Genomic DNA, 24636 nt, shown 5'->3' with positions numbered 1-24636 from the left:
AATTTCATCGTATACTTATTTCGCTTGTTCTAAGCCTAAGGTTGGGTTATGAAAATTCGCAGCTCTGCATTAGGGTTCACGTTAATGGAGTTAATCCTCGTGATTGTTCTCCTCTCTATCCTTTCACTTTTTGCAGCCAGCCGTTTTATGGGCTCAGGCAGTTTTTCTGCATATGCATTACAAGAACGCGTGATTTCTGTGATTCGCCAAGTGCAGGTGAATCGTATGCAGTCGAATGCTACAAGTCCTGATAACAACTTTCGTTTACAAGTTTCTAGCTCATGTGTTGGTTCGGTTGCTGCCTGTGCACTAACAGGCAGTGCACGAGATGCTCGTAGTGACGTGGTTATCGATAAGTCCGCAAGGTTTTCCGTTATCAGCGGTGCCGCAAATACAATTAATTTTAACCTTCTCGGCAATCCTGTAAGTGGTGCTGTAAACATCTTAATTGAAGATAAGCATGGTCGAAGCCGCTGCCAAGTTGAAATTAATTCTCAAGGTTATGTTTCTAAAGGTACATGCTCATGAAGAAATCTAGTGGCATGACTTTAATAGAAATGATCATCGCGATTGTTTTGATGGGCATTGCGATGGTGGCGTTTACTTCTTTTCTTGTCCCTCAAATTCGAGATTCCGCCATCCCTCATTATCAAACCCGCGCGGCCGCATTAGGCCAAGGTTTCATGTCACAGATTCTTTCACGAGGCTTTGACCAGTGGAGTGACTTTGATGGTGGTACTGTTCGATGTGGTGAGTCTAAAGACAGCCCTCATCCCGATAATCCTTTGAATTTATGTTCTTCGACTTTAGGTGTGGATACTGACTACGGAGAGGATGCATCAAATCCGAGCTCTTTCAACGATGTCGATGACTATATCGGGTGTTGGAGCACATCTACAACGGCTTCTCAGTGTGATGGTATCCCTAGAGGGAATATTAGTGATGTACTTGGTGAGGATAGTACTGAGCAGTACAAAAACTTTAGATTAGAAGTTAGCGTTGCCTATGATGATCTGACGGATAAAACTCCCGATGAAATAACCGAATACAAAAAAGTAACATTACGGATTTTTGCGGGGAACACGCAGCCTCTTACTTTAACAGCTATTAAGGGGAACTACTGATGAAAGATCGTGGTTTCACCTTAATGGAAATGATAGTTACGATTGTGGTCGGCAGTTTCATCATGTTGGGGATAGCTGGCTATGTCCAGTTAGGAATGAAAGGATACGCTGATACTATCGATCGCCAACGAATACAAACGCAGGCTCAGTTTGTTTTAGAAAAGATGACGCGTGAAATCCGCCATGCTGTACCTAATAGTTTTCATGTTCCAAAGGATGCTTCCCATTGCTTAGAGTTTGTTCCGATTGAGTATTCTGGTTTTTACACGTTTAAGAATAATGACTTAGAGTTTTTGCTAGGTAATGACTCAACGCTTAATCCTATTCCTGCGAATCGCAGGATGGTGATCAATCCAAGCCGATATGAAGATTTGCAATCAACTTCTTCGCAAAATATAGCCATTGGTGGTTTAGCTAAAACAGGTAAGGTTTTTGTTGTTACAGGGGCGGCAAGTACGATTACGGGCTCCTCTGTTTCTAGCCGTCTTTATATTTATCAAGATAAGTCGGAGGTTCGCTACTGTTTCGATGCCAAGCAAGTTACGCGAAATGGTATTACGGTTGCGGATAGTGTCGATACGTCCGTAAGTGGTATGCGTTATCTAGAGCCTACTCTGCAACGAGGTGGTTTAGTTCATATAAATCTAGAGTTTGAGCAGGATGGTGAACGTAGTGTGTATCAACAAGATGTGCAGGTGCTCAATGTCCCATAGAAGAAACTCCAGCGGAAATGTACTAATCATCGTGTTATTCGTCATTATTGTAATGGGATATTTGGCTTCCTCTTTAATGAAAGTGACATGGTCGAATCAAAGCGGATTAACAAGAGAGTTTTTGGGAACAAAAGCTTGGTTTGTTGCTCAGTCTGCAAATGAGTGGGCATTGACCAAGATGTATCCGTTAAATGCCAGTACAACAGATATCGCGACCGTATGCAGTGGGGAGGTCAGCGGTGCCGTTCCGCTGGTAGCTGTGGGAAGTGGGTGCAAGGTTAATGCGATGGCATGTACAAATATAGGTACTTTCAATGAGGGTACCCCTGATGCTGAATCTCTTTTTAAGGTGCAGGCCACGGCAACGTGTGGTTCTGGGGCTACACAGGTACAGCGCCAGCAAGAGGTTTGGGTAAAGGATTAGAATAATGAAAAAGACCATACTATTTTTAATTTCGCTATCACTGTCTGCCTTTTCGTATGCTAAGGCAGTGACACATGATTTGGCCGACTTGGGGGTCAATATTTGTGATGATAGTGGTGCTGGTCAACTCGATGGTACGGTTTACCGCTGTAGCACCGGTAGTCTAACGCTGAGGAATGGTGACTCCGTCATCTATAGTGGTAACTCTGGCGGTAAACCGATCACACTAGAAGTTATGCATGGTGATATTATGCTTAAAGGTAATAATAGCGTAGGGAGCAAGCAGCAGAGAATCAACCTGAAAACTTCAAGCGCATCTTCGAGTTTGCAAGTGATGAAGCCATCTGAAAATAAAAAGAAAGACTCAAATGGCCATAGAGACATAGGAATTAAAAATGGCAGCACAGTCTGGGGTGACATATATGCTCACAACGATGTGACGATCCAAAACAGTGTTATCCGGGGCAACATCACCTCTGATGGTGGTGATGTAACCACTAAAGCTTCCGGGAATAAGATCTTTGGTAACGTCACGGCTTTACATGCGGTTACTATCAAGCAAGCCTTAGTCTGTGGCACGCTGGAATCTAAAGGGCACACGGTTACAGTTAAAAACTCAAAAAGTAATGGTAAAGGCAGTCAAAAAGGTGTTTTTGCCTTACGCGATGCTATTAAGTCTCATAGACGTCCAGTACTCAAACAGGCAGACATCTGCGGCTCGATTAACCCAACTACAAGTCCTGATAAGCAGAGTGACATTTATTGTGGAGTGAATGAGCCTGATTGCGATTATGCTCCCAATAAGTGCCCAGTTTTATATGTTAAATCGATTTGTGGTTGGGATCCGGAACCAGAGCCGGAACCACTTCCCGAACCAAAACAATGTATTGATGTTGAGGTCTTTGAGCAAGAATCTGACCTTGAGAAAAAATGGGCAACTATGGGTTACTTTAGCGGGGATTATGATGGACAGGATGGTGCAGAGCCTAAACCATTTATTCACAAGAATCGGTTGAGAATAACCAACAATGTACAGGGCCAAGCTGCGGTTGGCGCATACAACTATATATTTCCATCAAGTAACAACATTGTTGAAGTTGAATTTGACCATTTTGCGTACGATGGTAACCGTAACAACACTGGTGCAGACGGGGTTGCGATTGTTTTTTCGGATGCAAGTGTTCTACCATCTACTGGTGCATTTGGTGGGCCGTTAGGGTATGGAGTGAAACCTGACGACGGCGGTATCGAAGGATTTGCTGGAGGGTGGATTGCTTTTGGTATTGATGAATATGGTAATTTCTCTAACGAAGGCAGCTATTATCAAGATAAAAATCCGCTTGATAGCAGTCCGGGACAGAATGACCATTCAATAACAATACGAGGCTCGGGTGAGAAAAAAGGCCCTGGCGAATATATTGATACGAGCAACCATCGTATAGGTACGTTCCCTGAAGGATGGTTCGGTGGATATCGCTTTATTAAAAAGAACAGTAAGGTTGGCAAGCTCGATGATGAGTCAAAGGACGAAATTCACCGTTATCGGATGACGATTGATTCACGGGCTATCGATGGTAGAGATGCCGGGGTTTATGTCTCTATCAAAAGAGCCAGCTACCAAGGTAACCTCAAAGTTGATGTTGATGATAGAGGGAAACTAAAAAGCGATAACCTAAATTGGGAGGACATTATTGATTCTTTCAATATCATGCAAGGTTTTGCTCAATCGACTGCTCCAAGTGAATTTCGAGTGTCTGTAGCGGGCTCTACTGGGTTAGTAAAAAATGTGCATGAAATTGATAACTTTCAAATATGTGCTGATGAGTTCCAACCACTAACAGAAGGTATACATCATTTTGAGTTTGATTATTCTGGAGTTGGCAGCACATGTCAGCCGTCTGATGTAATTCTACGAGCATGTATGGATAAAGACTGTGATACGCTTTATCCTGGTTCAATAACCGATGCCGAAGATTTGCAAGTGACCCTTTCTCCTAGTGCGGGTCATGAGGTTGCTAATTGGGTACAAAGTTCACCGATTAGCTTTAAGGGGTCAACTCACCTTCAGCTGCAAGGCGCAAAAGCGGGTTTCGTGACCATCGGCATTGCAAATACCCATGGTGTTCACCAGTTCGGTTTTGAGGATACACGTTGTCGAATTAATGGCGATGAGCTTTCGGCTGAAAAATGTAAGATTGAATTCCATGGTAATACGTTATCTATCGTTGCTGAAGATGTTATTGCTAACAAGGAGTCTTCAGATAGCAACTATTTTGAATTTTGTTCATCTAGTTCAGCAACAAACACTACTCGTGATATTAAGTTGAGCATGACGTATGACGTTGCTCCTAAAGAGCAACCAAGTGTTACGCTAAATTATAAAAAGAGCGACGGGAATAGTACGCCTGTTTGGAGCTCTGACCAAACTATTTCAGGCCCAGAGGATGATCCCGCCTATCTTAGAGATGTTTACTTTGATAATAATGGTCGAGCTAAGTTTAAGTTTACCTATCCTGAAGCAGGTAAAGTTTCGTTTAATGCATCTGTTGAAGGAATCGAAGACTCCAAAGGAGTTGGCACATTTGTAAGCTATCCACATCGCCTCCAAGCAACCGCAAGTGGGCGGTGCGGTAGTAAATCTGGGTGTGATAGAGGGTTTATCGCCGCTGGTGAGGAATTTACTATAAGCATCACTGCTTTGCAGTATAGTGAAGATGGTAAAGGTGGCATGCCAGCTAAAAATTACAAAGAAGAACAAATGGTTGTGTCAAATGAAGTAGTATATCCTGCTATAAGCGCCGGCGGGAAAAAAGCAGAACTTCTCACAGATACATATCAACATATCGCCTCTGATGATGCCAAAACGTCATTTTCTCAAACTGTGTCTGAGGTAGGTGCGTTCAAATTTTCAATAAGTGCTCCTGAAGGTAATGTTGAAAATACGTCTCTCTACCTTAGTAAGAGCTCATTCTTGATTCAACCAGCGACCATTACTCTCGGGCGTTTCTATCCGAAGTTCTACAAGTTGCGTGGGCAACATTGGGACTATGCAGGAAGTCAAAGCTTTAACTATATGAATCAAAACTTTGATTCTATGTGGTATGAAGTAGAGGTATTGGCTGGTGGGGATGCTCCAAAATCAGTAGAAAATTATAAATACTTCAACAAAGAACATGTAGCATCTTTTGAGTTGAGTGATTCGTTGAATCGGTTTAATGCTCAGGGTAATTTAACACCTTCTTGGGTAGACGCTTTGGGAAGCATTCAACGCTTCACACTGACTCCCCCATTAAGTGGTAAATGTAATGCGATAGAAGGCTTATGTTGGATGAAAAAGACTCCTGCTGCAGGTTACGAAGATGGACCTTTTAATCTTAATGGCAACACCATAAAAGCGACAGATATAAAGGTTGGCGTGGCAATAGAGCCAGATCCTATATCGGTGTATGGTAATCCAGTTCTTTCTATTCAACCCGACATCCGCTTTGGTCGCGTTGATCTAGATGATGTCGGTGGCAACCAGAGTTCGACGTTGAGAGTGCCACTTCGAGTTGAGTACTGGAATGGTAGCCGTTTTATTGCTAACTCTGATGACAGCCAAACTAAAGTGTTTGGAGAAATTGAAGATGACTCTCAGGTGCACATTTGGCCGACAGATAATAGTGCAAAAGAGGTAACTCTAGGCGATGGCGGGACTGTTTCTTCAGGTTCTTCTCGCTCTATTACTGCAACTCAAGCTGAATCATATCGCCAGCAAACGCGCGTTTGGTTAGATCTTGATGATTCAAAAAATGGCTTACCTTGGCTCAAGTACAACTGGGACAATAAGAAAGCTGGTGAAGAAAACCCATCCTCCGTCGTCACCTTCGGTATTCATCGAGGTAACGATCGCGTGATTTACCGTGGTGAGCCAGGGTTAACCGGACAGTAACAACTTAGGTTTTTGCCCTTAAGTTAGGAAACTGCAAGAAATTGAGGCTTTCTGCTCATGTTTGTGTACCAATACCTTGCTGTGACAGCGAGGCATTGGTACATTTAGAGCAATTTTTGTCTTCTATATTTTTGCAGGATGAGCGAAGAGTATGTTTAAGAAACTTCGTGGCATGTTTTCTAACGATCTATCTATCGATTTAGGTACAGCCAACACTCTAATTTACGTAAAAGGGCAAGGAATTGTCCTTGATGAACCTTCTGTAGTTGCTATTCGTCAAGATCGTGTAGGTTCTGCAAAAAGCGTTGCTGCAGTCGGTCACGCAGCAAAACAGATGCTTGGTCGTACACCTGGCAACATTTCCGCTATTCGCCCAATGAAAGACGGCGTAATCGCTGACTTCTACGTAACCGAAAAAATGCTTCAGCACTTTATCAAGCAAGTGCACGATAACAGCATCCTAAAGCCAAGCCCACGTGTTCTTGTTTGTGTTCCTTGTGGTTCTACCCAAGTTGAACGTCGCGCAATTCGTGAATCAGCACTTGGTGCTGGTGCGCGTGAAGTTTACCTAATCGACGAGCCAATGGCGGCGGCAATTGGTGCTGGTTTACGCGTATCTGAGCCGACAGGTTCAATGGTGGTCGATATCGGTGGTGGTACAACTGAAGTTGCCGTTATCTCTCTAAACGGTGTGGTTTACTCATCGTCTGTACGTATCGGTGGTGACCGCTTTGATGAAGCTGTGATCAACTACGTACGTCGTAACTACGGCAGCTTGATTGGTGAAGCAACGGCTGAAAAGATCAAACACGAAATCGGTTCTGCTTACCCTGGTGATGAAGTTCAAGAGATTGAAGTTCGCGGTCGTAACCTTGCAGAGGGTGTGCCACGCAGCTTTAGCTTGAACTCAAACGAGATCCTAGAAGCGCTTCAAGAGCCGCTATCTGGCATCGTATCAGCAGTCATGGTTGCACTAGAACAGTGTCCACCAGAGCTTGCTTCAGACATTTCTGAAAACGGTATGGTACTAACCGGTGGTGGTGCACTACTTAAAGACCTAGACCGTCTACTAATGGAAGAAACTGGTATTCCTGTGGTTATCGCGGAAGATCCACTAACGTGTGTTGCGCGTGGTGGCGGTAAAGCACTAGAAATGATCGACATGCACGGTGGCGATCTGTTCTCTGAAGAATAAAGGTTTAGGTGAAGCTCATGTCGGGCTTCACCTTCATTTCTGCTCTCTCTGTAATTCAAACATGCTCCATACCTAAAAGTATTTAGTTAAGTATTTTTAGGTTGCCAAGTAAGGCTCAATAATCATGGAAGCAATCAGGTCAAAAACAAGATGAAACCGATTTTCGGCAGAGGTCCGTCTCTGCAATTACGTCTGTTTTTTGCTGTCATCGTGTCGGCGAGCTTAATGCTGGCCGATAGTCGTCTAGATACGTTTTCCAACGTTCGATACCTACTAAACAGTATGGTTGCACCGATTCAGTACGCAGCGAATTTACCTCGTAGTATGTTCGATGGCGTATTTGAACGTTTTAATTCTCATCAGGCATTGGTTGAAGGCAATCGCAGCTTAAAGCGAGAAGTGCTACGTCTGAAAAGCGAGCTTATCTTGCTCGACCAGTATAAAGAAGAAAACCAACGCTTACGTAAGTTGTTAGGATCTTCATTTGTCCGTGATGAAAAGAAAGTCGTGACAGAAGTAATGGCGGTTGATACTTCACCTTATCGTCATCAAGTGGTGATCGATAAAGGCCGTATTGATGGTGTTTACGTTGGTCAGCCTGTTATCAATGAGAAAGGCATCGTTGGTCAGGTCACGTTTGTCGCAGCGCACAACGCACGTGTTCTGCTGCTAACGGACGCGAAAAATGCAATTCCTGTCCAGGTGATCCGCAATGATATCCGAGTGATCGCATCGGGCAATGGTGAAATGGATGAAATCCAACTGGAGCACATTCCAACCAGCACAGATATTCAGGTTGGTGATTTATTGGTGACATCCGGTTTAGGTGGTATTTACCCTGAAGGATATCCAGTCGCGACGGTTACCAATGTGGATCACGATACGCGTCAAGAGTTCGCCTCAATCAAGGCTGAGCCGGTTGTGGAGTTTGATCGCTTACGCTACCTACTGCTGATTTGGCCGAATGAAGACCGTCAACACAAAGTACTGCGGTCCAATGTAGATGAAGGGTTAGAGCAAGAACAAGAGGTAACCGATGGCCAATAATGTATTGAGTAGCCGAATGGTGATTGGCGTCAGTTTCTTCGTTGCGCTGGTACTGCAAACCATTCCATGGCCAGGTGTGTTAGATGTGTTACGTCCGTCATGGTTGTTCCTTGTCACGTGTTATTGGGTGTTGGCACTACCGCACCGAGTGAACGTCGGAACTGCGCTAGTGTTGGGCTTATTGTGGGATATCTTGATCGGCTCAACGCTTGGAATTCGTGGCATGATGATGTCGATCGTTATCTACCTTGTGGCGCTGAATTTCCTGTTGATTCGCAACATGGCATTGTGGCAACAGTCGATTTTAATTGCCTTTTTTACTGCGTTATTGGAAGTTTTGATATTCTGTGGGGAATATTTGAACCAGGACGTAGTATTTAATCCATTATCTCTGTGGACGGCGGCAATAAACTGTATACTTTGGCCATGGATGTTTTTATTAATGCGACGAGTTCGTCGTGCATGGCACGTAAGGTAAAGCGGTGAAGAAAAGCTTATCTCTCGTTCTCGCATCGGGTTCTCCGAGAAGAAAAGAGCTGCTTGCTCAACTGGGTTATGATTTTGAGATCGTATTGCCTGATATTGAGGAAGCCAAACAGGCTCATGAGCAAGCACGAGATTACGTGTTGCGTCTTTCTTTGGAAAAAGCTCAGGCAGGCTTAGCGTTGGCTAAGCCTGATTCCGTTGTATTGGGCTCTGATACGGTCGTAGTATGCGATGACCGTGTGCTAGAAAAACCAAAAAGTTTTGAAGATTCAAAGCGTATGCTTACTGACTTATCGGGTCGTCGTCATCAAGTGATGACTGCGGTGAGCGTTGTATCATCGGAACAACAACATTCAGTGGTCGTTACCACTGACGTGTGGTTCAAACCACTGACTCACGAAGAAATCGAACAATATTGGCAGTCAGGAGAGCCATGCGATAAAGCTGGAAGTTATGGTATTCAGGGACTCGGAGGGCGATTTGTCACCCGAATCGAAGGCAGTTATCACGCTGTAGTAGGCTTACCTTTGTTCGAAACCGATCAGCTAATTCAAGAATTTTTATAATTGTTTTGAGGTGTGCACATGAGTGCAGAATTGCTGCTTAACGTGACCCCGAGTGAAACTCGTGTGGCCATGATTGAAGGTGGAGTACTACAAGAAATACATATCGAGCGCGAATCGCGTCGCGGTATTGTGGGCAATATATACAAAGGCAAAGTAAGCCGAGTGTTACCAGGTATGCAGGCGGCTTTCGTCGACATTGGTTTAGATAAAGCGGCGTTTTTACATGCGTCAGATATTGTTCCTCATACCGAATGTGTGGCAGAAAACGAAAAACAGCAGTTTCAAGTCCGTGATATCTCTGAGCTGGTACGCCAGGGACAAGACATTGTTGTGCAAGTGGTCAAAGATCCGCTCGGCACAAAAGGTGCGCGTTTAACGACGGATATCACCTTACCTTCGCGTTATCTTGTTTTTATGCCGGGGGCCAGCCATGTCGGTGTTTCGCAGCGTATTGAAAGTGAAAAAGAGCGCGAGCGTTTGAAAAAGGTGGTGAACCATTACTGCGATGAGCACGGTGGTTTTATCATTCGTACCGCGGCAGAAGGCGCTGATGAAAAAGAGCTATCTCAAGATGCGGCATTTCTAAAGCGTTTGTGGCTAAAAGTCATGGAGCGTCGCTCAAAATACAAAACGCGTTCAACACTTTACGGTGAACTCGGCTTAGCTCAACGCATTCTGCGTGACTTTGTTGGCACAGAGCTCGATAAGATCATGGTCGACTCCCGCCTTGAATACGAGAACCTGAAAGAATTCACTTCTGAGTATGTACCGGAGTTAACAGATAAGCTTGAGCTTTACGAAGGTGACAAGCCAATCTTTGACATGTACGACACCGAAAACGAAATTCAGCGTTCTTTAGAGCGCAAGGTCGAGCTAAAATCGGGCGGCTATTTGATCATCGATCAAACCGAAGCCATGACCACCATCGACATCAACACGGGTGCATTTGTTGGCCGTCGTAATCTCGAAGAGACTATCTTCAATACCAATATAGAGGCAACGCAAGCTATTGCGCGTCAGCTACGTTTACGTAACCTCGGCGGTATCATCATTATTGATTTTATCGATATGGCATCCGAAGAGCATCGTCAGCGAGTACTTACCTCACTGGAAACGGCGCTGGCGAAAGACCGAGTAAAAACCAACATCAACGGCTTTACCCAGCTTGGCTTAGTTGAAATGACGCGCAAGCGCACACGAGAAAGTATTGAACATATCTTGTGTTCTGGCTGTCCTACTTGTGAAGGCCGTGGCAGCGTGAAAACGGTCGAAACCGTATGCTTTGAGATATTACGCGAGATTACTCGTGTGAACCGTGCTTACGACGCCGATAATTTTGTCGTGTACGCATCGCCGTTTGTTGCTGAAGCGCTATTGGGCGATGAGTCTCATGCGTTGGCAGAGCTCGAAGTATTTATTGGCAAGCAAGTGCGAGTTCAGGCTGAACCCCTGTACATTCAGGAACAGTTTGACGTCGTAATGATGTAATTTGGAACATTTGTGAATTCTGGTGTTAACCGTTTTGGGCGTTTTTGTGCGTGGAGTTTAGTTACTGTATTGGTGTTATTAGCCATATTAGTAACCACGCTTCGCGTCACACTGCCGCAACTTAACCATTTCCAAGATGAGATCAAAACCTGGGTCAAACAAGGCACAGGTTTTGACGTTTCTATTGCTAATGTCGCAGGGACGTGGCGCAATAATCATCCCTCAATTGCGTTACTGGGTTTAGAGGCAAATCTACCAAACGTGCAAGATGCACGCTTCGCTGTTGAAGAAGTCCAAATTGAGTTCGACCTTATTCAATCTCTTTTTCAACTTAAACCTGTAGTTGCAGACCTTACCATTCATAACCTCGCTTTAGACATTCACACGGTAGACATTCTGCCGACTTCTCATCGTCAAGATCCGAAGCCTGAAGTGGATAAGAGCGAAGTGAAACTCATTGACCAACTCGACTCACTTCTTTTACGTCAGTTCGAAGACTTCACTATTAGCGATTCACGGATTTGGTATAAGTCGGTGTCTGGTGAAACTCGCCGTTTAGATATTGAGCAGCTTCGTTGGAGCAATCAAGGGAAACGTCACGTAGCCGAAGGCACGGTTAGCATTGCCGATGTTCGCCTGAACTCATTGTTAGTAAGCGCTAACTTTAAAGATCATGGCTCGTTGCGCGATGTATCTGGTGAGTTTTACGTGAGTGCTCAAGATGTCTCGGTCACACCTTGGCTGACCACTTACATGCAAGAAGAGTCAGGAGCAGAGTCGGGTAAAGTCAGCTTAAATACTTGGCTAACGCTCAAACATAGCCAACCGCATGATGCTTATGTTGAATTGCTGCCTTCCGAGTTGGTGTGGAATGAAGATGGACATCATGAGCTGTTTATTGAGTCTGGAATTTTCAATCTTCGACCAGATAAACAAGGCTGGAAAGTAAATGGTCACTCACTTCAGATCAGAACCGATAATACCCCTTGGCCAGAGCTAGACGTCGCGTTTGATTGGCAACCAAACGGCTGGATGCTTAATCTCTCTCAACTCGACATAGAAGCACTCATTCCGCTCATCAAGCTGGCTCCAGAGTCAGAGTCGACCAGTGACCTTATTAACAAACTAGCACCGAAAGGTCGGGTCGAAGATGTCCGATTGTCAATGAACGGTGGTTTAGACACCTTACGCTACTCGGCTGAACTGGATGAACTCGCGATGACACAATGGGAGCTCCTACCCGGGTTTCATCACGTACAGGGCAGCGTATCGGGGGATGTGAATCAAGCTAAAGCAAAAGTCACCGTCATTGATGATGTCTTTCCGTACGGCGATGTATTCCAAGCTCCGCTGAATATCAAACAAGGTGAAGTCGATATTATCTGGCAGCAAGATGATGCGGGTTGGCGTTTGTGGGCGGATAAAGTGACGGCAGCAACGCCTGATCTTCAAGTCTTGGGGGCATTCCGTCTTGATTTTCCAAAAGAACAAAGCCCATTTTTATCGTTCTATGCCGAAGCGGATCTCTACAACGCGGGTGAGACATGGCGCTATCTACCGACTCTGGCACTTGGACAAGACTTGACCGACTATCTTTCGACCGCGATTCAGGGCGGTAAAGTGAACACAGCGAAATTGTTGTGGTATGGCGAGTTAGGTGATTTTCCTTACAAAGAACATAATGGCATGTTCCAAGCTTGGGTTGGATTAAAAGACGCGAAATTTAGCTTTGATACGGCATGGCCAACCATCACGGATTTGCAGCTAGACTTGCTGTTTGAAAATGATGCCATGTATTTGGATTCAAAATCAGCCACACTAAATGGCGTTCATGCCAAGCGTATCACTGGGCGAATCCCTGAGTTGGCAGAAGGTGGACACATCGAGATTGAAGCGAAAGCAAGCGCGCCGGGTAATGAAGTCCGTGACTACATGATGGCGACGCCATTAGTGGATTCAGTCGGTGCCGCATTGACAGCGCTGCAAGTGAGTGGGCCCGTTTACTCTGAGTTTCAACTCAACATACCGTTTGATTTTGAGAAAGACTCTCGCGCTTGGGGTTATGCCGATTTAACAGAAAATCGTGTTGATATTGAAGCGCCGCCAATGACGCTTGAAAACGCCACAGGACGTATCACCTTCGACAATGATGTGGTTACCACATCGGGTTTGTCGGCCGAATTATTACAACAGCCTATCTCTCTTGATTTCCATGGAGAGAGTGCGGAGCAAGGCTACAACGTGACAATTAATACACTAGGAGATTGGGATGTCGAACCGCTCAAACCCTATGTCGGTGAGCGTTGGTTAAACCTTGTTTCTGGCCATGCGCCGTGGCAAATGGATATTGACTTGCAACTCAATGATGTTGGTTTCACTTATCAGCTTGAAGTGCTGGCGCAGCTAAATCGTCTGGCTAGTCAATATCCTTATCCTTTAGCGAAAAAAATTGGTGAGTCTGGGCAAGCGAAACTGCAAGCATCCGGCAACCAAGAGAGTATTTCAGCACGACTACAGATCCCAAATGTGAAGTATCAAACTGAGATAGATATCGCTGGCGATGTCCCGGTTCTGACTGCGACTCATTTAATGGTTGGCAAAGGTGGCTTCCGGATTAGTCCTATTGTCGGGTACGATGCTTCGGTGCGTGTCGAAGAACTGAATTTAGACCAATGGGCGGAGCTTGCGCAGGTCTCTGAGAGCAAGCCTTCATCGTCTGTTTTGGCAAGCATGAAAACGCCGACCATTCCATTGCCGACACGCATTGAAGTTGAAACGCCAAACTTACAGCTCGGTGGGATTGAGTTTCATGATGTGGATTTTTCAGCAAGCAAGAAAAATTTGAGTTGGCAACTCGATGTGGACAGTCAAGAGGTTAAAGGGAAAGCTAACTATCTGAAACCCTATGATCTATCGGTCTCTTTAGAGCACTTGCATCTGTACATCCCAGGGTTTGAAGAGATGACCAAAGAGCGCAGCTCAATCTTTGCGAGTGAAGATCAAAACGCACCTTTGATTACCAATTTTGACCGCAAGTTTCACGCTGAGATGCCAAACTTAACTTTGAACATTGATGATTTTTGGCTGCAAGGCTACAAAGTGGGCAAAGTGAATGTTGATTTGCAGCGTCGCCAGAACCGCTTGGAGTGGAAAAATATCACCTTTAGTAGCGGCAAAAACCGCATTGATATGAGTGGTTGGTGGGACCTGACGAAAGAGAGTAGTCATTCCAACTTAACCATGAAAATGAAAGGTGATAACAACACCGATCTTATGGAGCGCTTTGGTATTACATCAGGCATTCAACAAGCACCATTTGAGATCAATGCCAATATGGAATGGGACGGCGCACCTTGGTCAATGAAGACACAAACCTTGCAAGGAAACGTCTCAACGGAATTTGGTAAAGGCGTGATCAGTGAAGTTAGTGGTGCGGCACGCTTGTTAGGCTTGTTTAGCTTGGATTCTATCATCCGTAAGATGCAGCTCGACTTTACCGACGTATTCGATAAAGGCATGGCATTCAACTCGATCACGGGAACGGGCAAAATCCAAGACGGTGTGTTTATCACCAATGATATCGTAATGGATGCGTTAGCAGGGGAAATGCAAATCCGCGGCATCGCTAATATGAACAGCAGAATGGTTGATGCGGAAGTGAAATTCACACCAGACATCACATCAGGCCTACCAATGCTGACCGCGTTTGCCGTTGCGCCTCAAACTGCTTTGTATGTCTTGGCCATCTCTACGGTGATATCTCCGGTGGTTGAGGTCTTCACTCAAGTCAATTATGAAGTGAAAGGCCCACTAGATTCACCAACGGTGAAAGAAATTTCGCGAAGTAAAGGTGAATATAAGCTGCCAGAAAAACTGCGTGAACAGGCCAAATAACTCACCGAATATAATGGAATAGGGAGGAAACACATGGAGCGTGTTGGCATTATTCAAATGACTTCGGGTCCGGATATTAACGCGAATTTGGACTTCATTGAAAAACAGTGTGCTTTAGCGAGCAAGCAAGGTGCCAAACTTGTTCTTACTCCTGAAAATACAGTGCTATTTTCCAGTCGCGAAGCTTATCATCAACATGCAGAGCCACTTGGCAGTGGCATGATTCAACAGCGGCTCTGTGAAATCGCTAGAAAGAACCAGTTAACGCTAATTGTCGGAAGCATGCCCATTCAAACCGCAAAAGGTGTCACCACCACAACACTTGTATTTCCGCCGCACGGTAAATGCATTGCTCACTATGACAAACTGCATATGTTTGATGTCGACGTAGCCGATGGTTATGGTAGTTATCGTGAGTCGGATACGTTTATGGCGGGTAATCAAATAGTCGTTGCGGAAACTGATATCGGCAGTGTTGGATTGAGTATTTGTTATGATTTACGTTTCCCAGAACTTTATAAAGTATTGCGTCAAGAAGGGGCGGATATCATTGTGGTGCCCGCTGCGTTTACCGCTGTGACGGGGCAAGCTCACTGGGAAGTATTATTGCGAGCTAGAGCGATTGAGACACAATGTTGGATTTTGGCAAGCGGACAAACTGGAACGCATCCATGTGGACGAAAAACATGGGGACACTCAATGGTCGTTGACCCTTGGGGACGTATCCATAAACAGCTTCAGGATGAAGTAGGTTTATTGGTGACTGAGATAGATTTGTCACAAAGCCAACAAGTAAGGCAGAATATGCCGCTGACTCAACACAGTCGCTTTCAAAATGAATTGAGACGGAAATAAAAGAGCTAACTATGAGCACAAACCAAATAGAACAGGCACTCCTTGCCCCAAATGGTCTGACAGAACAAGACATTGCTGACACGCTTGCCAGCATTGCGACGCGCCAGATCGATTATGCGGACATTTACTTTCAGTCCAGCTGGCATGAGTCTCTGGTTCTAGAAGACAGCATCATCAAAGATGGCTCTTTTAACATTGATTGTGGTGTTGGTGTCCGTGCAGTAACTGGCGAGAAAACAGGCTTTGCCTACTCTGATCAAATCCAGCCTGAAGGCCTGAAGCAGAGTGCAATGGCGGCGCGCGGTATTGCTCAGCAAGGGCAAAATGGCAAAGTCCAAGCGTTTAAACGCACCGAAAACCAAGCGTACTACGCGGCTGTGAATCCACTAGCTGAATGGGAAAAGCAGCAAAAAACAGAATTACTCAAATCTCTAGATGCTTACATCCGCACTAAAGAACCATTGATTAAAGAAGTTTCGATCAGCATCAGCGGTGTGCATGAGCAGATGCTTGTTGCGGCAACAGACGGTACTTATGCAGGCGATATTCGTCCTTTGGTGCGTTTGTCTATTAGCGTGCTCGCACAAAAAGGTGAACGACGTGAACGCGGTAGTGCTGGTGGCGGCGGCCGTTTCGGTTACGATTTCTTTTTAACGGAAAGCAATGGTGTGAAACAAGCTTTTCATTACGCAGACGAAGCGATTCGCATGGCGTTAATCAACCTTGAAGCAGAAGCCGCACCAGCTGGCATGATGCCAGTGGTATTGGGTTCTGGCTGGCCTGGCGTGTTGCTACACGAAGCGGTAGGTCATGGCCTAGAAGGTGACTTTAACCGGAAGGAATCTTCGGTTTTCTCTGGCAAAATGGGTCAACAAGTGACGTCTTCGTTGTGTACCATCGTCGATGATGGCACGTTAAAAGACCTTCGTGGTTCACTGAATGTGGATGATGAAGGGGTAAACGGTCAGTACAACACGCTTATCGAGAATGGTGTGCTGAAAGGCTATATGCAAGACAAGCTAAACGCGCGGCTAATGGGTGTAAATCCAACGGGTAACGGTCGTCGTGAATCGTATGCACACTTGCCAATGCCTCGTATGACCAACACCTACATGCTTCCAGGTGAACATACGCCAGAAGAAATTATCTCGACGGTCGAGAAAGGGTTGTATGCGCCAAACTTTGGTGGCGGCCAGGTGGACATTACTTCGGGTAAGTTTGTGTTCTCTGCATCGGAAGCGTACTTGATTGAAAACGGTAAAATTACGCGCCCTGTTAAAGGTGCGACGTTGATTGGCTCAGGTATCGAAGCAATGCAGCAAGTGTCTATGGTCGGTAACGACCTAAGTATCGACAAGGGCGTTGGCGTATGTGGTAAAGCAGGTCAAAGTGTGCCAGTTGGTGTTGGTCAGCCGACCTTGAAGCTGGACTCACTGACAGTGGGTGGCACGGAGTAACTCAGTCGAATCGTTATAAAAAGAGCGCTCATTAGAGCGCTCTTTTGCTTTGTGAGTCGGTGTCAATTACAGGTTTTCTTCAGCAAATTCCGCCAAGCGGCTACGAACCACGCCGTTGAGGTGAATATTTGCGCTGCCTTCAAAGTTCTTGAAGCGCTCAACCATGTACGTCAATCCTGATGTCACTGGGGTGAGGTAATGAGAGTCAATCTGCGCCAAGTTACCGGAGCAGACGATTTTGGTTCCTTCGCCACAGCGGGTAATGATGGTTTTGATTTGTGATGCAGTGAGGTTTTGACACTCATCAAGCAGTACAAACGCATTTTGAATCGAACGGCCACGCATAAAGTTGATCGATTTAAATTGAATGTTGGCTTTATCGCAGATGTACTTCAATGAGCCTTCAGTGCAGTGATCGTGTTTATGTAGTGCTTCCAAGGTATCGGTCACCGCCGCTAACCACGGCATCATTTTCTCCTCTTCGGAGCCGGGTAAGAAGCCGATGGATTCACCGATATCTGGCGTGTTACGTGTTACGATAATTTTATCGAACATGCTTTTTTCAATGGTTTGCTCCAATGCTGCTGCCATTGCCAGTAATGTCTTACCACTACCCGCCGCACCCGTTAGAATCACCAAGTCAATTTCTGGATCGAGTAAGGCATCTAACGCCATTCCCTGGTAGATATTTTTAGGTGTGATGTCCCAAGCCTTACGATGCATTAGACGTTCGCGGCTCAGGTCGAGAAGCGTTAGCTTGTCTTCATTGATGGTTTCTACGCGACCAGCAAAGTCACTGTCTTCATCAATAACGTATTGGTTGATAAAGGTTGGGTCGAAGGGTTCGCGACTGAGTTTGTGGTAAGTTTTTCCGCCCAGAGCATAGCTTTCTACTTCCTCAATACCGCTCCAGAAATCACCTTCACGCAATTGAAAGCCTTTGGTTAGGTATTGAATGTCGTCAATCAGTTGGTCGGTTCTATAGTCCTCAACAAAGCGTACACCAGCCCCTTTGGCTCGCAGACGCATGTTGATGTCTTTCGTGATCAGTACCACTTCACGTGGTGCACGTTTATTTTGCAGATAAAGCACCGCGTTGAGAATACGGTTGTCACCGGCTTTGTCGGCGAAGGCTTTGACAGTTTCCTGCAGTTCAAAATCCGCCAAAATGGAAATAGTACCTTGGTCGGGGTTGTCTTTAGAAACAGGAATGCCTTCAGAGATTTCATCTGGCGTTGCTTCTTTAAACAAATCTTCCAAGGTGCGAATAGCCACGCGCGCATCTCTTGCAACGTCGCGCTTACTGTCTTTGATTCGGTCGAGTTCTTCCAACACGGTCATGGGGATAACGACATCGTGTTCTTGGAAAGAGAAGATGGCAAAGGGTTCATGAAGAAGAATGTTGGTATCGAGTACAAACAGTTTCCGATCGGTATCGCCCATAGCGTCTCCTTGCCGTAGTACGGCTCTGCATGCGAGTTGTTAGGTCGTTTCCAAATAGGTGTGAAGTGACCTAACTCTGATTGCTTGCAATAGAGGTTGTCGGGCTGATGTCGGCTAGTGTGCAACCGAGTAGCAAGACAACTTACTGCAAACCCGTGTTGATCCTAATCGTGTACTAACGCGCTTAAATCATATGCAATGGTTTTAAACGCCCCTCATTAGAAGTATACGTAATATTTACGTTCTACAACTTAATAATTGGCATGAGTATTTTACAATTTGATTGCATTTAGAGTTTGGGAAAAAAAGTTTCTGCTTGGTGCGGTTTCGGCGTGACCTAAATCACAGCTTCAAGTAAGATTAGCGACCTTTTTCTGCGTATAGGCTACGTCCGATTTATCATGTTGAGCTGGCTTAAAAAATACTCAGTTCATACTGAAATGACGAATGCTATCGGCATAGCAGAAGCCAGAATCAGATCTAAACTATTATCCATGCCCACGGGCATGAGTAGACCAACAAGAAACACGAATCAAGAACTAATAACGAGGTAGTCAATTCATGACATTTGCTTTGGGGCAGCGCTGGATTAGCGATACGGAAAGCGATTTAGGTTTAGGTACCGTTGTAGCAATGGATGCTCGTACTGTGACATTGATGTTTGCAGCGTCAGAGGAAAACCGAGTTTACGCACGTAACGATGCACCTGTTACCCGAGTCACCTTTAATGTTGGGGATGTCATCGATTGCCAAGAAGGTTGGTCTCTAAAAGTAGAAGAAGTACTGGAAGATGAAGGTCTTTACACCTATTTCGGTACTCGTGAAGACACGCAAGAAACCGCTGTTGTTCTGCGTGAGATTTTCCTTAGCAACCAAATTCGTTTTAACAAACCTCAAGATAAGTTGTACGCCGGTCAAATCGACCGTATGGACAACTTTGTTCTGCGTTACCGTGCGCTAACCAACCAGTTTGAGCAGCATAAGAGCCCAATGCGTGGCCTATGTGGTATGCGTGCAGGTTTGATCCCTCATCAGCTTTACATCGCGCACGAAGTTGGCCGTCGTCACGCGCCACGCGTCTTGTTGGCGGATGAGGTAGGTTTGGGTAAAACCATCGAAGCGGGCATGATCATCCACCAACAAGTTCTGTCTGGTCGTGCCGAACGCATTTTGATTGTGGTGCCTGAAACACTGCAGCATCAATGGCTGGTTGAGATGATGCGTCGTTTCAATCTGCATTTCTCTATCTTTGACGAAGAGCGCTGTATCGAAGCGTTTGCGGATGCAGAAAACCCATTTGATACTCAGCAATATGTGCTGTGTTCTTTGGATTTCCTACGCAAGAGCCGCAAGCGTTTTGAACAAGCACTGGAAGGTGAATGGGACCTACTGGTTGTCGATGAAGCGCATCACCTTGAATGGAGCCAAGATAAACCGAGCCGTGAATACCAAGTGGTAGAAGGCTTGGCTGAACGTACTCCAGGTGTGTTGCTACTGACTGCAACGCCAGAGCAGCTTGGTCGTGAGAGTCACTTTGCTCGTCTGCGTTTGTTGGATCCAGACCGCTTCTATGATTACGAAGCATTCGTTGAGGAAGAAGAGCAATACGCACCCGTAGCAGATGCGATTACTTCACTCTTTTCCGGTGAAAAGCTACCTAATGAAGCAAAAAACCAGATCACTGAGTTGTTGTCTGAACAAGACGTAGAACCACTTTTCCGCATTATCGAAAGTGAAGCGGACGAAGAAGCTAAAGCGTCGGCACGCCAAGAGCTGATCGATAACTTGATGGATCGTCATGGTACAGGGCGTGTTCTGTTCCGTAACACGCGCGCGGCCATCAAAGGCTTCCCTAAGCGTAACGTGCATCTGATGCCAATGGATATTCCACCGCAATACACTACATCAATGCGTGTTGCTGGGATGATTGGCGGTAAGATGAGTTCTGAAGCACGTGCGATGAAGAACCTTTACCCGGAAGAAATTTTCCAAGAATTTGAAGGCGATGACGCGAGCTGGTGGCAGTTTGACTCGCGTGTGAATTGGTTGCTTGAAAAAGTAAAAGAGAAGCGCAGCGAGAAAATCCTCGTGATTGCTTCTCGTGCGAGTACCGCACTGCAATTGGAGCAAGCACTGCGTGAGCGTGAAGGTATCCGCGCCACCGTTTTCCACGAAGGTATGTCGATTCTTGAACGTGACAAAGCGGCGGCTTACTTTGCGCAAGAAGAAGGTGGAGCACAAGTTCTTATCTGTAGCGAAATCGGCTCTGAAGGTCGTAACTTCCAGTTTGCCAACCAACTTGTCATGTTCGACTTGCCATTCAACCCAGACTTGCTTGAGCAACGTATTGGTCGTTTGGACCGTATCGGTCAAAATCGCGATATCGACATTCATGTTCCTTACTTGAAAGGCACATCGCAAGCGATCCTAGCACGTTGGTTCGATGAAGGCCTGAACGCTTTTGCGGAAACCTGCCCAACAGGCCGTGCTGTTTACGATAAGTACTCCGATGATCTGATTGAAATTCTTGCCTCTGGTGATACCAGCACGCTAGATGAGATCATTGAAGCGTCAGCAAAAATGAATAAAGAGCTGAAATCCCAATTGGAGCAAGGCCGTGATCGCCTATTAGAAATGCATTCAAATGGCGGGGAAAAAGCACAACAAATCGTTGAGAAAATTGAATCAACCGACGGCGATACCAATCTGGTCACCTTCGCACTTTCTCTTTTTGACACGATTGGCTTGAATCAAGACGATAAAGGTGAAAACGCCCTGATTGTGACCCCATCTGAGCACATGATGGTGCCAAGCTACCCAGGTCTGCCATACGAAGGAGCGACGATCACGTTTGATCGTGATACAGCGTTATCTCGTGAAGATATGCACTTTATCAGTTGGGAACACCCAATGATCCAGGGTGGTATCGATCTTCTTATGAGTGAAGGGGTGGGGACGTCTGCGGTATCTCTATTGAAAAACAAAGCGTTACCAGTCGGGACTATTCTTCTTGAGTTGATTTACGCGGTAGATGCGCAAGCGCCAAAACGCAGTGGTATCGCGCGCTTCTTACCGAAAACGCCAATCCGTTTAATGATGGACTCGCGTGGTAATGATTTGTCTGCTCAAGTGGAGTTTGAAAGCTTTAACCGCCAACTCAGCCCTGTAAACCGTCACTTAGGTAGCAAGTTGGTTACGTCGGTACAGAAAGACGTACACCGCTTAATTGAAGCCGGTGATGTTCTTATTGAAGAGAAGGTCGAAGAAGTACGCAAACAAGCTCATCAAGATATGCAGCACAGTTTGAATGCAGAGCTTGAGCGTTTGCAAGCACTGAAAGCGGTGAACCCAAATATTCGTGACGAAGAAATTGAAGCTATCGACGCACAAATTAAAGAGCTTACTGGTTATATCAACCAAGCTCAGGTTCAGCTCGACTCGCTGCGTTTGATTGTGGTGAGCCACAACTAAGTAAGTATTTATTGCTCATTAAAAAAAGGTCTTCAGTTGAAGACCTTTTTCTTTATTTACGGTTTAGTTTCTTTATGCGGAATGCATTAATCACTGATAGCTATCTCATTTACATCAACCACTTCCACCAGATAAATACAGCCAAGAAGCCAAACAAGTAAATCAGGCCTGCAATCGACAACCACTTTAGTTTAGGTCCAACAGCCAAAGGCTCAGGTAACTCAGTTTTGCTCACTAAGGTGTAATTTAGCAGAGCAAAGAATGGCGTGGTCATAAAGGCGAGGATCATCGCAAAGTTCAGCATAGGCAATAACGCAGAAGCCCAGAAAACCACAATACCCAATGCAAGTAAGGAGACTACCAGCATGATCGCTGAAGTGGTTTTAGGGTTAGTGTCTGGTTGCGAGCGCAGTAGGCGTTGAGAATCCGAAATAACGCGCGAGTAGCCATCAATAACGGTAATCGTGCTGCCAAAGATACAGAAAAACGCAATTACCGCGATCAAGTAACGAGACCATTCGCCAATCGTTGCCGCATATAAGCCAACCAATTGGTGGGAGAAGCCAACACCAGAGCTTTCAAGCGCAACGCCAGATCCATAAAGCATCAAAGAGCCTAGCGATACAAAGATAATGGCAAGAAACGCCGTGCCAATATAACCGACATTAAAGTCAAATAGAGCAGAGCGGTATGTTACTTCTTGCTGGCTTGATTGGCGTTTTAGCCATGCTGAGGTTAAACAGGAGATCTCTATCGGTGCAGGCATCCACCCCATTGTCACAACGATAAAACCAATAGCCGCAATAGACCAAGGTGACGGCGGCTCGAAGTTGGCTACTTGCTCAACAGGGTTACCAAAGGCGATAGAAACAGCGAGTAAAGTCGCGATGGTTAACACCGACATGATCACCTTAGATAGCGTATCGAGCGCTTTGTAATGGCCAGCAAATAATATGATCAGGCAGGTGACAATCACAATGATGCTGAGTGATGCCATTGATAGTGAAAACGGAATGAAGTAGCCCAGCAAGCTAGCGCTAAACATCAACAAAGCGGCGGTATTGATGACGGCCGATACCACGCTAAGAAATAGAAATAGCCATAGATAAGGCCGACCTAATTTCGCGTAGCCCTCAACCAAGGTGAGCCCTGTCCCCATGGTGTACTGTACGCCCGCTCGGAAAAAAGGGTATTTAAACAGGTTTACGAGCAGAATCAGTGCAGCCAATTGCCAACCATAAATCGCACCAGCCTTGGTTGATGCCACGAGGTGAGAGCCACCGACCGCAGCAGATGCCATTAATATGCCGGGGCCTAGCGAACGAAAAAATAAGGAAAGTTTGGATTGGGGTTTATCTATAACGGCGGAGTCCATTGCTGATTGTCCTTTTTATCTTATGTATCTTTCTAAAGAGATACATACCGCAGTACATGACAAGCTGAGCGATCGCCCTATACTGCGCAACGGTAATGTCTTTTAAATGCTGTGTTTTGGTGTATTTATTTTAAGTATTCTTTGCGAATACCATGCTGTGTGCATCTAGCACTCTATTCAGTTATGCGTCTTGTTGTCAAACTAAATTTACAACGTGCTATTTTTAGTTTTTATGCTAAAGGATTGACTTTGTTTTATTGGGTTGAACTTTTCTTCAGAATCCTGCATCTGGGTGCTATTTGGGTATATAATCGCGGCGTTTTTATTTTGTAGAGATCTCCCATGGCAATGCTTGAATATACCCCTCCCACCGACCCTTGGGTTGATATCGTTTTTGAGGATGACGACATTCTGGCAGTGAATAAGCCATCAGGGCTGCTGTCTGTCCCTGGCCGCCTTGCAGAGCATTACGACAGCATGTGGAGCCGCCTCAAAGAGTTGCATCCAGAAATTCAAGTTGTGCATCGCTTGGATATGTCGACATCAGGGTTGATGTTGCTGGCGAAAAACAAACCCGCGGAGCGAGCATTAAAAAAGCAGTTCCAATATCGCCTCACTCACAAGGTGTATTACGCACGTGTTTGGGGGCATGTTGAGCCGCAAGAAGGGAATATTGATCTTCCATTAATTTGTGATTGGCCAAATCGTCCACGACAAAAAGTATGTTTTGACGACGGCAAACCATCTCAAACTTTATTCCAAGTAGTGAAGCGTGAAGTGCACCCTGATGGCACCCATACGACCGTTGTGCGACTACTGCCCATTACTGGTCGATCGCATCAGTTACGCGTGCATTTGATGGCGATTGGTCATGCGATTATTGGTGATGAGTTTTATGCAACTGAAGAGGCGTATCAGTTTTCAGAGCGTTTAGAGTTGCACGCTGCGGAGTTAAGTTTTTATCACCCAGTCACAGAACAGTTGAGCAGTATTTTTGTACCCTGTGACTTTTATCCTGAAGCCGAGGCGATGATCTTTAACTATTTTTCGCCAGAGCGTACATTGCCTGATTATAAAACGTTGCCACACCCTTAATGCCAATTGCACTCAACAGCGGTTCTTTCTAGTTCGCTATTTTTGGCTATTTCGTTACTGTGGTTGATGTAT

Annotated in this window: 17 protein-coding genes; 15 read left to right on the top strand and 2 right to left on the bottom strand. The window is 45.5% G+C overall.

Translation table 11 applies throughout. The features are described from left to right. Positions 1 to 48 precede the first annotated feature (48 nt). The 13 genes from R7E29_RS03535 to tldD all read left to right on the top strand — a co-directional run bounded on the left by R7E29_RS03535 (position 49) and on the right by tldD (position 17180). Positions 49 to 528, top strand: coding sequence for a type II secretion system protein (locus R7E29_RS03535; RefSeq protein ID WP_213904081.1), 480 nt, complete (start codon positions 49 to 51; stop codon positions 526 to 528). Next, a complete protein-coding gene (locus R7E29_RS03530) occupies positions 525 to 1124 on the top strand; it encodes a type II secretion system protein (protein ID WP_230238635.1) in 600 nt (199 codons plus the stop codon). The genes R7E29_RS03535 and R7E29_RS03530 overlap by 4 nt, the downstream gene beginning before the upstream one ends. Further along, positions 1124 to 1837 carry a PilW family protein gene (locus tag R7E29_RS03525; protein ID WP_025504117.1) on the top strand — a complete coding sequence of 238 codons (714 nt, stop codon included), beginning with the start codon at positions 1124 to 1126 and terminating at the stop codon, positions 1835 to 1837. The genes R7E29_RS03530 and R7E29_RS03525 overlap by 1 nt, the downstream gene beginning before the upstream one ends. Then, positions 1827 to 2261 carry a hypothetical protein gene (locus R7E29_RS03520; protein ID WP_064368795.1) on the top strand — a complete coding sequence of 145 codons (435 nt, stop codon included), beginning with the start codon at positions 1827 to 1829 and terminating at the stop codon, positions 2259 to 2261. Before R7E29_RS03525 ends, R7E29_RS03520 begins: the two co-directional genes overlap by 11 nt. Positions 2262 to 2265: 4 nt before the next feature. Beyond that, positions 2266 to 6192, top strand: a complete 3927-nt coding sequence (locus tag R7E29_RS03515; protein ID WP_230238636.1) for a DUF6701 domain-containing protein — start codon at positions 2266 to 2268, stop codon at positions 6190 to 6192. A 151-nt stretch (positions 6193 to 6343) separates the two neighbouring features. Continuing rightward, complete coding sequence (locus R7E29_RS03510; RefSeq protein ID WP_005381144.1) at positions 6344 to 7387, top strand: rod shape-determining protein; 1044 nt, start codon at positions 6344 to 6346, stop codon at positions 7385 to 7387. Positions 7388 to 7537: 150 nt separating this feature from the next. Next, positions 7538 to 8434, top strand: a complete 897-nt coding sequence (mreC, locus tag R7E29_RS03505; RefSeq protein WP_005381142.1) for a rod shape-determining protein MreC — start codon at positions 7538 to 7540, stop codon at positions 8432 to 8434. After that, positions 8424 to 8912, top strand: a complete 489-nt coding sequence (gene mreD / locus R7E29_RS03500) for a rod shape-determining protein MreD (RefSeq protein ID WP_005381141.1) — start codon at positions 8424 to 8426, stop codon at positions 8910 to 8912. The genes mreC and mreD overlap by 11 nt, the downstream gene beginning before the upstream one ends. Before the next feature lie 4 nt (positions 8913 to 8916). Further along, the gene (locus tag R7E29_RS03495) at positions 8917 to 9486 is read left to right on the top strand and encodes a Maf family protein (protein WP_005381139.1); all 570 of its coding nucleotides are present in this window, start codon (positions 8917 to 8919) and stop codon (positions 9484 to 9486) included. Positions 9487 to 9504: 18 nt separating this feature from the next. Further along, positions 9505 to 10974 carry a ribonuclease G gene (gene rng, locus R7E29_RS03490; protein WP_005381138.1) on the top strand — a complete coding sequence of 490 codons (1470 nt, stop codon included), beginning with the start codon at positions 9505 to 9507 and terminating at the stop codon, positions 10972 to 10974. 12 nt (positions 10975 to 10986) lie between these two features. Beyond that, positions 10987 to 14868 carry a YhdP family protein gene (locus R7E29_RS03485; RefSeq protein ID WP_017636191.1) on the top strand — a complete coding sequence of 1294 codons (3882 nt, stop codon included), beginning with the start codon at positions 10987 to 10989 and terminating at the stop codon, positions 14866 to 14868. 33 nt (positions 14869 to 14901) lie between these two features. Then, positions 14902 to 15723 carry a carbon-nitrogen hydrolase family protein gene (locus R7E29_RS03480; protein ID WP_005381136.1) on the top strand — a complete coding sequence of 274 codons (822 nt, stop codon included), beginning with the start codon at positions 14902 to 14904 and terminating at the stop codon, positions 15721 to 15723. Between the two features lie 11 nt (positions 15724 to 15734). Further along, positions 15735 to 17180 (top strand): metalloprotease TldD, encoded by a 1446-nt coding sequence (gene tldD, locus R7E29_RS03475; protein ID WP_005381134.1) that lies wholly within the window; start codon positions 15735 to 15737, stop codon positions 17178 to 17180. 66 nt (positions 17181 to 17246) lie between these two features. On the opposite strand, the gene R7E29_RS03470 is transcribed toward tldD, so the two are convergent. Further along, positions 17247 to 18623, bottom strand: a complete 1377-nt coding sequence (locus tag R7E29_RS03470; RefSeq protein ID WP_005381133.1) for a PhoH family protein — start codon at positions 18621 to 18623, stop codon at positions 17247 to 17249. Positions 18624 to 19184: 561 nt separating this feature from the next. Here R7E29_RS03470 and rapA point away from each other — a divergent pair. Next, the gene (rapA, locus tag R7E29_RS03465; RefSeq protein ID WP_005381132.1) at positions 19185 to 22094 is read left to right on the top strand and encodes an RNA polymerase-associated protein RapA; all 2910 of its coding nucleotides are present in this window, start codon (positions 19185 to 19187) and stop codon (positions 22092 to 22094) included. Between the two features lie 109 nt (positions 22095 to 22203). Here the strand turns inward: rapA and R7E29_RS03460 are convergent, their stop codons facing one another. After that, the gene (locus R7E29_RS03460; RefSeq protein ID WP_005381130.1) at positions 22204 to 23469 is read right to left on the bottom strand and encodes an NRAMP family divalent metal transporter; all 1266 of its coding nucleotides are present in this window, start codon (positions 23467 to 23469) and stop codon (positions 22204 to 22206) included. Between the two features lie 342 nt (positions 23470 to 23811). Between R7E29_RS03460 and R7E29_RS03455 the strand changes: the two genes are divergently transcribed. Then, the gene (locus R7E29_RS03455; RefSeq protein ID WP_054577141.1) at positions 23812 to 24564 is read left to right on the top strand and encodes a pseudouridine synthase; all 753 of its coding nucleotides are present in this window, start codon (positions 23812 to 23814) and stop codon (positions 24562 to 24564) included. Positions 24565 to 24636 lie beyond the last annotated feature (72 nt).

The organism is Vibrio sp. Vb1729 (assembly GCF_033338655.1).
GTDB lineage: Bacteria > Pseudomonadota > Gammaproteobacteria > Enterobacterales > Vibrionaceae > Vibrio > Vibrio alginolyticus.
Note: the sequence above shows the minus strand (reverse complement) of the source record. Positions and strands in the feature narration are given on the sequence as shown.